Source organism: Paenibacillus sp. FJAT-27812, assembly GCF_001273905.1.
Classification (GTDB): Bacteria; Bacillota; Bacilli; order Paenibacillales; family Paenibacillaceae; genus Pristimantibacillus.
This window is the reverse complement of record NZ_LIGH01000001.1, coordinates 6,189,164-6,200,460: the sequence shown is the minus strand read 5'-3', so window position 1 is coordinate 6,200,460 and position 11,297 is coordinate 6,189,164. Positions and strand designations below refer to the sequence as shown.

General features: G+C 43.9%; 8 protein-coding genes. 4 read left to right on the top strand and 4 right to left on the bottom strand.

Annotated elements, in window-relative coordinates; translation table 11 throughout:
- Positions 1-3,735, top strand: a complete 3,735-nt coding sequence (locus ADU23_RS26495; protein WP_053376500.1) for an NPCBM/NEW2 domain-containing protein — start codon at positions 1-3, stop codon at positions 3,733-3,735.
- A 131-nt stretch (positions 3,736-3,866) separates the two neighbouring features.
- On the opposite strand, the gene ADU23_RS26490 is transcribed toward ADU23_RS26495, so the two are convergent.
- The gene (locus ADU23_RS26490) at positions 3,867-4,736 is read right to left on the bottom strand and encodes a LysR family transcriptional regulator (protein WP_053376499.1); all 870 of its coding nucleotides are present in this window, start codon (positions 4,734-4,736) and stop codon (positions 3,867-3,869) included.
- Between the two features lie 111 nt (positions 4,737-4,847).
- Here ADU23_RS26490 and ADU23_RS26485 point away from each other — a divergent pair, with 111 nt between their 5' ends.
- Complete coding sequence (locus ADU23_RS26485; RefSeq protein ID WP_053376498.1) at positions 4,848-6,062, top strand: YbfB/YjiJ family MFS transporter; 1,215 nt, start codon at positions 4,848-4,850, stop codon at positions 6,060-6,062.
- 86 nt (positions 6,063-6,148) lie between these two features.
- On the top strand, positions 6,149-7,003 hold the full coding sequence (locus ADU23_RS26480; protein WP_053376497.1) for an alpha/beta fold hydrolase: 855 nt from the start codon (positions 6,149-6,151) through the stop codon (positions 7,001-7,003).
- A 539-nt stretch (positions 7,004-7,542) separates the two neighbouring features.
- Here ADU23_RS26480 and ADU23_RS33775 read toward each other — a convergent pair.
- Both ADU23_RS33775 and ADU23_RS33770 read right to left on the bottom strand, forming a co-directional pair.
- Complete coding sequence (locus ADU23_RS33775; protein WP_218061007.1) at positions 7,543-8,013, bottom strand: hypothetical protein; 471 nt, start codon at positions 8,011-8,013, stop codon at positions 7,543-7,545.
- Positions 8,014-8,075: 62 nt separating this feature from the next.
- Positions 8,076-8,258, bottom strand: a complete 183-nt coding sequence (locus tag ADU23_RS33770) for a hypothetical protein (RefSeq protein WP_231637538.1) — start codon at positions 8,256-8,258, stop codon at positions 8,076-8,078.
- A 371-nt stretch (positions 8,259-8,629) separates the two neighbouring features.
- On the opposite strand from ADU23_RS33770, the gene ADU23_RS26470 reads away from it, so the two are divergent.
- On the top strand, positions 8,630-9,667 hold the full coding sequence (locus tag ADU23_RS26470; RefSeq protein ID WP_053376495.1) for a YheC/YheD family endospore coat-associated protein: 1,038 nt from the start codon (positions 8,630-8,632) through the stop codon (positions 9,665-9,667).
- 224 nt (positions 9,668-9,891) lie between these two features.
- On the opposite strand, the gene ADU23_RS26465 is transcribed toward ADU23_RS26470, so the two are convergent.
- The gene (locus ADU23_RS26465) at positions 9,892-10,860 is read right to left on the bottom strand and encodes an NADP-dependent oxidoreductase (RefSeq protein ID WP_053376494.1); all 969 of its coding nucleotides are present in this window, start codon (positions 10,858-10,860) and stop codon (positions 9,892-9,894) included.
- Positions 10,861-11,297: the final 437 nt, after the last annotated feature.

Genomic DNA, 11,297 nt, shown 5'->3' with positions numbered 1-11,297 from the left:
ATGAAAAGAAGACGTCATAGGCTCCACGCCGTCGTAAGTTTGTTATTGATAACTTGTTTGATGACCATCAATTTTAGCTTTGTAACAGGATTCTCCAAAGAAGTCACTGCTGCTGAGCTTGTACAAACTTCGAACGCAATTACATCTAATTCATCGGTAACCGAAGCGACCTACAACGTGAAGCTGCCGGATGCCAACCCTGCTGCTCAATCAAGCGTGCAGCAGTCGGTTTATGTATCCGATCTGGACTGGGTAAGCTCCGAGTCTTACTGGAGTCCTAGTAAGCGAGATCAATCATTGGACGGCAATCCGCTTACCTCCGCTGGCATCGTGTACAGCAAAGGGATCGGCACACATGCAAGCTCCAAAATCGAATACAATCTCGGTCCGGGGTATAAGCGTTTTACAGCTTTAGCAGGTATCGATGACGAGGTGAAGTCCAACCCGGAGTTTGTGAAGGCCAAAGCGAAATTTTACGTCAAGGCTGACGATGTCGTCATTGCGAGCTCGCCCGAGTTGAAAATTAACGAAACGTATATGTTCAATGTCAGCATTCCTGCCGGGGCAAAGACGCTGACATTGATTACGGACAATCTGGGCGATCCTACCTGCGATCACACAAACTGGCTGGACGCCAAATTCCTGCTGAGTGACGGTTCCGACGAATGGGAGCCTTCAGAACCAGTGAATATCGCAAGTCCCCAAGGAAAAGTGACAAGCACGATAGAGCATATGAACGGCAGACTAGCGTATTCTATGAAATTTAATGGAAAAACAGTGATTGAAAATTCGTTTCTCGGCGTCATTATCGAGGGTATCGACATCGGCGAACGTGCGGTTTGGGATCAAGCCGAAGTGGTGACAAGCTCACCTGATCCCGTTTCATATCCATGGATCGGACAGCATTCCACGGCTCGCGATCATCATACGCTGACGACAATTCCAATGATCAATACGATTACTGGAATGAAGTATTCGCTGGAAGTGAAGCTGTTCGATGACGGTATCGCTTTCCGTTATGTACTCCCACCAAGATCTGGGGATTATGCCATTTCCGGCGAAAGCAGCAGTTTTAAAATTCCTGTTGACAGCACAGTCTGGTACCAACAAAATACGATCTCCTATGAAGGGAAATATACGAAACAAAGTGCCCAATCGGTTCCTGTCGGCACCAAAATCGGACCGCCGATGACGATAAAGCTTCCTGATAATGGCGGCTATGCGGCGATAACGGAAGGAGCTTTGGTCAATTATGCCGGCATGACCCTTGTCGCCGAAGGGAACAGCACCTTCAAGGCCAACTTTATGAATGGGGGGAGCTGGACTTTATCCGGTTCCGTGGCAACGCCTTGGAGAATCGTATCCGTTGCAAACGATTTGAATGGCTTAGTGAACAGCGATATTGTTCCGAACGTTAACCCCCCGAGAGCAGCCATCTTTGATAACAACACGGACTGGATTAAGCCGGGGCCATCGACCTGGTCTTGGGTCGTCGATGGCGATGTTTCGCTGAAGAATATGAAACTTTATATCGACTATGCTTCTGAACTCGGCATTCCATACAACTTGATCGATGAGGGATGGACGGACTGGGCTGCTACGCCCGATGCTTACTGGGCCGCTGTCAAAGAAGTTGTCGATTACGGCAAATCCAAACATGTGGAGAGCTGGTTGTGGAAATCGGCTTCAGACCGTTCGGGTGTGAAAGGCATATTCAATCGTGCTGACCGTTTGGCCTTCTTCGAGAAGGCGCAAGCCGCTGGTGTAGTTGGCGTGAAGCTTGATTTTATCGATGGGGAAGAACGGTTTAAGATCAACTTCTACCGCGATACGCTGGAGGATGCGGCCAAATATCAATTGATGGTCAACTTTCATGGCGCCAATAAGCCGACCGGGTTATCTCGTACATATCCGAACGAGATAACCCGAGAAGGCATTCACGGCTTGGAGCAAGGCGCGCCTCCGGCAGACCATAACACAACCTTGCCCTTTACTCGTTACTTGGCCGGTCATGGCGATTATACGCCGATGTCATTCAGCAATCGTATGGGGCAAAGCTCCTGGAGCCATCAGATTGCCACGGCTCTCAGCTTCACGTCGCCAAGTCTTTCATTTGGCGAGCATCCGGAGAATATGTTAATGAATCCGGCTGTGGAGCTCATTAAGAGCATTCCAACCGCATGGGACGAGACGATTGTGCTCCCAGGCAGCGAGATCGGCGAGGTATCGGCCATGGCTAGACGTTCGGGTACGACTTGGTATGTAGCCGTAATGAATGGTTTGCAGGAGCGCTCGTTGGATGTGGCGCTATCGTTTTTGGGCAGCGGGAATTATACGGGGCACATTTATATGGATGATAGGACTAAACAAGACGGATATATCATTGAGAATAAAACGGTAACCTCAAGCAGTGTGCTCAATCTGTCGATGCGCGGTAGCGGAGGTTATGTGGCTAAGTTTACGAAGCTCGATATGGAGCCATTTGGCGGCGGATTTCTGGATAAACGAAAAGTGTACCTCAAGCCCGTGGACGCTTCGAGTGAAATACGCTACACGCTTGACGGATCCGAACCGACGGCAAGCTCGCCTAAATATGAGAATTTTATTGAAATCACTTCTTCTTCCGTCGTTCGCGCAAAAATTATGAATGGAGAAGGAGCAGGAAGCGCTGTTTCCGCCCGCTTTAACAAGACGTCGCCGTATTTGCAGATCGTCTATGATGGTGAGCGAAGCTGGATGGATATCGGCGGTAAAGTAGCCATACAAACGAATGCAGAGGGAAGCAGCTACGAAATCCGTTATTCTATCGATGGCAGCGAACCGACCAGAGATTCGCTGTTGTATACGGAACCTTTTACGTTGCCGGTGAGCAGCGCAACCATAAAAGCAAAGCTGTTCGTGCAAGGATATGGGGATTCGAATACGGTATCCAAAACGCTGCATACTTTTGAGCATAATGGTCCTGTGCCGCCGCTGCCGGACGTTTTTTTGGATCAAATGGATTGGGTGAGCGCGACATCAGGATGGGCAAACATACCCAAAAAGAATAAGTCCATCGATGGAAATAAGCTGACTGTCGCAGGCCAACGATACGACCATGGATTGGGTACACATGCCAACTCTGATATTGTCTACAATATCCCGACAGGCGCGAAAAGGTTTGTCGCTGTGGCGGGAACGGATGATGAAGTTAATGAAAACGGTGGCTATGCAAGCATGTACTTTAAGGTTTATGTGGATGAAAAGCTGCTTTCATCCTCGCCGCTTGTCGGCAAAGGCATGGCATGGAACTTTGACGTACCGCTGCCTGACGGCGCAAAGCAGATCAGATTATCTCTGAATGACGCCGGCGACAAGAACTTTGACCACGGGGATTGGATTCATGCGGGATTTATGAATACAGGACCTAAAGTTGAGCCCTATACCTTTATTTCGGACGGCGTGCTTGATCGTAGTTCGGGTATTGGAGCCAAGGTGGTAGTAGCGCTCACTCCGGGAGCAGAACCGCGACAAGGCAAGCAAGTAATCGTGTTCCAGTTAATGAACGACATAACGCCAGTAAGCATCTTTGCTATAGAATCAGATCCTATTTCTACTGCTAAAGAGTTCGCTGCTTTCTTTGATATCGAGGATGCTGCGCAATTATCCTATACCGTGAAAGTATTTGTTCTGGATCAGCTTGACCAACAATTAACCGCTTCTGTTAGCTTAGCGGTTCCAACCTTATTGAAATAAAAGAACACAGTCGCCTCAAGCGGTTTCATAGCCTGGGGCGACTGCTTTTTGTAAATAGCCGTACATTTCAAATCCTGTTGTATAAAACTAACGGACAGCTCTGCTTAGTTGCAGTCATTAGACAAGCCGATTTAATTAAATCTTTCTTTTGATATTCTTATTAACTCAGATACGGCCGGAGTATAATAAGAGTCTTTGCGGCGAACAAACAAAGTCGCAGTTTTGAATAACTTCTCTGATATGTTTTGAATTTGAAGACTATAGCGCTCACTTGCCCTCTCCACAACTGAACGGGGTAACAGCGAAATGCCAAGCCCCGCATGGATACATCCAAGGATTCCTTCAACGGTACCGAACTCCATAATCTTGGATGGCCTAATTCCTTTAAGGCTTAACCACTCTTCATATTTTTGACGGTAGGAGCAACCAATTCTAAAAACGAGTAGAGTTTGATTTTGTAACTCTTCAATTCGCTCAATAGTTAGGTTTTGTCCTCCCGTTACGAGCACAAGCTCTTCATAGCCGATCTCCGTTGTTTCTAACTCTTCATACTCAATTGGTGCGGATACGAATGCACCGTCCAATTCAAACTTCAGGACTAACTTAGCGAGGTCGTCCGTCGTGCCAGTTTTCAATGTTAAATCGACCTCTGGATAGGATTGATGATAATCGGCGAGAATATTCGGTAAACGAACTGCCGCTGTCGTTTCAAGGCATCCTATTCGAAGTGGTCCTTGTGGTGTTGATTTATCCGATACAACTTGCCGGGCCTCTTGCGTAAGAGATAAAATTTTCTCTACATAAGACTTAAGGATCTGTCCAGATGTAGTAAGCTGAACGCCTTGTCGTTGCCTATAAAATAAAACGGTATTAAGTTCATTTTCAAGTTGTTGAATACGTATGCTTATACTCGACTGAACGTATTCCAATTTCTCAGCCGCACGTGTAATACTGCCTTCGTTTGCCACAGTCAAAAAAATGTGCATGTCGCGGATCTCCATAAATAGCCTCCGTTTACGTATTGTTTTTTTTAATGCTAGGCATCGTTTAACTTCATTTTACACAATGTCACGGTGAAGTTACAATTGAAACAGGAGGGGGGGGAAGAACAATTGACACGACCAAATATAAAAGCAACTGATAAAGCTGCTTCGACAAAAATCTTAATTGGTGGATTTGTTATGCTCGCTATTGCAATGGGTATCGCTCGTTTTTCATACACCTCGATACTCCCATTCATGCAGTCACAAACGAATTTATCCATAACAGAGGCTGGTTATTTGGCGGCAAGTAATAACTTGGGTTACTTAGTTGCAGCTTTTTGCGCGGGTATCATTACATTTGGAGAGCGGAGATCTACTCATTTGCGAATTCAAGTGGGTTTATGCATTTTAACAACGGGATTAATGGGGGTTGTATCTTCGTTTTCTTGGTGGATGATCCTGCGTTTCATAGCTGGCATGAGTAGTGGTTTTATTTTTGTCCTCGCATCGAGTTTAGTTTTAGATGCACTTCTTGCTGACAACCGTGGAAAAAGGATCGGTATTTTTTACGGCGGGGTTGGATTTGGTATTGCACTATCAGGGTTACTCATTCCATTGTTCAGTCTTCACTCATGGAGAGGAGGATGGTTAGGTCTCTTGGTAATTAGCATCATTCTTGTCGCCTTTATTTGGAGTTATATCCAGGAGCCTAAAAAGCAACATATTTCCCTGAAAAGCAGCGATAAAGAGTCTTCTATAAAAGAATCAAAGTTATTTCCTTATTTGCTTGTTGTATATGGTCTTGAAGGTTTGGGTTATATCGTTAGCGCGACATTTTTGGTTTCTTATGTCAAACAAGTTCCGAATATGGATTTTTTTTCTGATTATAGCTGGATTATCGTTGGGGTAGCGGCGGTGCCATCGACTATATTCTGGTCTTGGTGCATGGGTAAAATGGGTTATGTAAAGCCATTGATAATTGCGCTTATTCTACAAGCTATAGGGGTTATCTTGCCTGTATTAGTACCTAATATCGTCGGTGTTGGTCTGGGTTCAATTCTGTTTGGCGGGACCTTTATGGGGATTTCTATGCTTGCGATTACCGCGGCTCGTGCATTAAAACCTACAGGTGGTAGTCAAGCCATTGCATGGATGACTGGTTTTTTTGGGATTGGACAAATCCTTGGTCCCATAGGGGCAGGTTTTGTAATGGATGCAACAAATAGTTTCAGCATATCCTTGGCTCTTGCAGCCTCGGTACTTGTTATTGCTGTAATTGTGATGATAGTGGGTAGCGTAATGTCCAAGGGGAAGAATCCAGAAAAAAATGCAGTACAATTTTAACCGGGGATGCGCGATTCCTAAATCGTAAGCTGCGATAATTAGCAACGATTCTACACCGTTTCAACTGATAAATTGGAGGAAATAACATGACGACCTATCATTATGTAGAAATAGAAGAATTACAAGTGTTTTATCGTAAGGCCGGCAATCCGGATAAACCGGTTATCTTATTGCTTCATGGTTTTCCGTCCGCAAGCCATATGTTCAGAGATCTGATGCCTGAATTAGAAAATGACTACTATTTGATTGCCCCTGACTTTCCTGGTTTTGGTCATTCCTCATCACCTGACAGAGACAATTTTCAATATACCTTTGACCAAATTACTGAAATAATGGAAGCCTTTATGAATCAGCTTAGGATTACTAAATATGCTTTATATGTCTTTGACTATGGAGCGCCGATTGGCTTTCGTTTAGCTATGCGCCATCCAGAAAAAGTAACAGCAATAATAAGTCAGAACGGCAACGTTTATCGTGAAGGACTTGGTCAAAAATGGGCGGCTCGAGAAGAATATTGGCGTAATCCAACACAAGAGAAACGAGATAGTTACCGGACCGCCTTTGCGCCTGATACAATAAAAAACCAATATGTTGACGGAACAAAGGAAAATCAAGTTTCCCCAGACGGGTACACTCTTGATATTGCGTATATGTCCCGACCGGGAAATGATGAAAAACAACTGGATTTAATTTTTGACTACCAAACTAATGTGAAGATGTACCCAGAGTTTCAAAAATATCTGCAACAATACCAGCCGCCTTTATTAGCAGCTTGGGGTAAAAACGATAGCTCTTTTATTCCGGATGGCGCTAAAGCTTTTAAAAAAGATTTACCCAATGCTGATATTCACCTATTAGATACAGGTCATTTTGCTTTGGAAACGCACGCGAAAGAAATTGGGGAGTTAATGTTGCGTTTTTTTGATAAAAACGGGATTTGATACATCGACGGGAGCAATCGATATGTTTACAGGGGTGGAGCTAGTAAGGAATGCATTCAATTGATAAAAACATAGGATAAAACAACAACGGGACTTCGTTTAGTTGATCCTAATAATGATTTCTTATCACCGGAATGCAAGCTTTTCCCTCGTGCTAAAGAAGTAGCAGGCTCCGTAAACGTGATAGGACATTTAAAAGAGATCCTTAGGCTATACACTCCTATCCAAATCCTATAGCACTATCATGAGTACGGGCCACCTTTCGGGGTGGTTTTTTTTTGATAATGATTGATTTGTCTGCAAAAAGGATGCGGCATGGAATATCGGATTCGAGTAGGTAGTAGCAATATCGACCGGAAGTTATAAATCTTGCAGGGGAGTTTTTTAATCAAAACCCAAATATATGATGACAAAATGGAATAGCGTGGTTCTCATTACCAACTCCTTGTACTTGTTAAAGATACAAGACGGAGGTCAACCAGTAAAGGTTGGCTGACCTCATCATGCGGGGAGCAAATTTATTCAATCATGATGTGCTATTAAGAAGGAGTATAAGAAAGAGTAGCGCTAAAGGAGAGTTGAGTGATATCAGCAGCTGAAGGATCTGTCGACAAGAGCGTCCTTATACGAATGCCTATACGGTCACCCGCTGCAACTACTAATGATCCCCCAACATTAATATTCGTTGCGGATCGGAAAGTACCAGCTGTTATGACATTATTGGGAAATCCGAATCTAACCGAACTAGTAAGCGGTGTGGTCACGTAAGATGAAGACAGATGATCTATGCCATTATTAGGAACTGAGGGTGCTCGGAATACTGTAAAATCATATTGAAGACCGAGAGTATTTATAGAAACCACAGAAGCAACCAATAAATCTACACTGATTTGTAAATTTTGAATGGTACCCGCAAATGGAATTGGGAAAGCAAAACCACCAGCTTCAGGTGGACTAGTCGATTCTCCAGAACCATCAATAACTTCGACTGTGTGACTACCAAAACCCATTAAAATTGGAGCGGCTGAAACTACTGTAGCACCGCTAAGAATGATCCCCGTTGAAAATGGAATTAATCCTCCAGCTCCAGTTGCTCCAGTTGCCCCGGTTGCTCCAGCTGTTCCTGCAAGTCCTGCTGGTCCTGCTGGTCCTGCTGCTCCAGTCGCTCCGGTTGCTCCTGCAAGTCCAGCTGCTCCAAGTGCTCCTGCGAGTCCCGCAAGTCCAGCAGGTCCAGCTTCACCAAGTGCTCCTGCAAGTCCTGCTAATCCAGCTGGTCCAAGTGCTCCTGCCAATCCTGCGGGTCCAGCTGCTCCGATTGCTCCTCCAAGTCCTTGAAGTAATTGCTGTCCTTCTGCTATTGGTCCTTGGGGCCCACGCGGTCCTTCAGGTCCAGGAGGACCGGGGGGACAATTACATCTACCCATCATTTCATCTCCTTATTATCAATCTATTTCATCATATTAAAAGCCTAATAAGAGAAACACTCCAAATACCTATCAAACTTAAAATAGGAAAATAAAGTAAGATATTCGCTGATATATGTTCGTCTATGTTATTGTCCCATACCATTGCGTCTGTGCCAGCATTAGATAATAAAAGTGATTGAAGGCCAGGGAGTGAAGAGGATTGGAGAATCGGCCGTTAGTAGGGATTTTGGTGAGCAAAAAAAACAATAGAAAAAGTGTTCTGAAGCTTTATCAGCGATATGATCATTTAAACTTAAAGCTATTCGTTTTTACACCTGCGGACATTATTTGGGAGAAACAACGAATTAATGGACTCAGCAAGATTAAGGGCGTATGGAAACAAGGCTCTTTCGCTTTTCCCCATGTCGTCTATAACCGGTGCTTTAACAAAGAGACAAAAACGATTCAACGTCTTGAAAAGGTGATCGGCAGTAACAAATGCTTCAACAATATCAACTTTTTCAATAAATGGGATCTTTACAATTTTTTAAAACAGTCTGTGCTTAATCCTTATGTACCAGACACGGTATTATACGATCAAGCAAATGTATCAGCGTTATTAGAAAAATATCATGTCATATATTTTAAGCCTGACTATGGATGCAAGGGGAAGTCAGTGTACCGGGTTGAACGAACGAATGATGGGGATGTCAATATATCTTTGCACGCTTTGGCTCCGAGGTATATTTGCAGGAAAAATGAAAGCATTGAGGAAAAATTAGATGAACTTCTTGGATCAGAGAAATACATGGTTCAGCAAGGGGTTTGTATCCAGCAGATTAATCAACGCTATTTTGATATTCGTGCCCTTGTTCAAAAAGATATTTTGGGAGAGTGGAAGGTTTCCACAATCGCATGCAGAGTGGCCTATGAGCATTATTTCAACACGAGTATGTGTGAGTTCATTTTTGATGCCGCAGAAATTCTCCCCTTATTATTTAGTGAGGACAATACAGATGAGATTTTCCATTCTCTTCATGAGTTAAGCATAACGGCTGCGCAAGAAGCAGAAGCTCATATGGGTTCATTGGGAGAATTGAGTGTGGATTTCGCTTTAGACGAACAAAGTAAGCTATGGATTATTGAATTAAACGGAAAACCACAAAAAGATATATACAAAGATCTTAAAAGTTTTAAAAACAAAAATTTAATATTTAGTAGACCATTGGAATATGCTTATTATCTCTCTCATTCATAAGAAATCTGCTGATTCATTAGATTTTCTCGACTCTTACCAATAAAGAAGAATATCATCTGACCTAAGCAGGAAAAACGATACTGCTTATGAAATCCCCATCCACCTATGGATGGGGATTTGGCATGCTCTTTTTTCAAGACGAACTATTTTACAATAATTACAAACTGATAAATTAATTAGTGATGATTAATAAAATACAAAAATTCTTATCGGTCCCCTAATGATTAGTGGATTTCTTGGTCGCGTTCTCGTACTAATACGATTTTTCCTTTAGTGCGGCCAGTTTGATTGGACATATGAGCTTCACGTACTCCTTCAACCGTCATCGGATATGTTTCAGTAACAGTCGGTTTTAGTCTGTCCATCTCTACCAACCGTTTGATGTGATGGAGATTAGACGCATCTGGACGCGTAAATACATATTCGATTCGGATGTTTTTCTCTATCGCTACCGGAGAGAAAGGTCTGGATTCATGTGGCCCGCCAAAAATGGTAGCAATCGTGCCATTTGGTTTCATCCAGCCAACGGCATCCAAATAGTGCTGGCCGCCAAGGGTATCAAGAGCGAAGTCGAATACATGAGGAAAGGTATGGCTTTGTGGCTGGTCATAGGTGATTACCTCGTCGGCTCCCAGGGAGCGGACGAAGTCTACGTTTCGAGTACTCGTCGTTGTCGTAACGCGGGCTCCAAGTGTTTTGGCCAATTGAATGGCAATTGATCCAATTCCGCCGCTACCGGCTAAGATCAGTACGTTCTGTCCTTCCGTGACATTACCGACCTCCACCAGCGCCTGCCATACCGTTAAGCCGACGAGCGGCAGCGATGCCGCTTCGGCATACGTTAGTCCCTTCGGCATTAAGCTGACGAATCTTTCCGGCACGTTGATTTCTTCCGCATAGGTTCCATGCTTTTCGATTTCCGGACGGAAAAAAACATCGTCCCCCGCTTGAAGAGAATGAACTTTTTCTCCCACTTCCAAGACGACTCCCGCACCATCCCAACCTAAAACGAGCGGCAATTCATAAGCAAAGCTATGTTGAAGCAGGCCTTCACGTATTTTCCAATCAACGGGGTTAACGCCGCTTGCCCGAATGGCAATACGAACCTCGTCCGGTTGAAGCGGCAATGTCGGCATGTCGATAACCTTCAGCTGTGAGACAGACCCGTACCGCGAAATCCCAATTCCTTTCATGCTAACAGCTCCTTTTTCATATGATGATAGATCCAAAAGTGTGTACGCTATTAAATGCTATTATCGTGCGGTGGAACATGCGGCAATACGCATTCTCCAAGTTCATGAATGAGCATGTCAGCCGAAATTTAGTTTTTAGAGCGAGCGTCGCTTGTTGAATTTGGCCATAATAGCATTCGATATTATTATATAACCATAAAAACGATATTGATAAGTACGTACTTTGAAGTGACATAGGCACTAACAAGTACCCTTTGAAGGTACGCTTGATGCTATTTGCGGCAAGTGGAAAGTTTGAATATGTGTCATTTGATTAAATAGCAATCACGCAAACATTCTAGCAAACATCTAATCCTTTAGATCGAATGATGGAGGTAATCATGAAAGCAGTGAGGCGCTCAGCTAATAATCAAATAAATAATAAAATAAAATTTTAT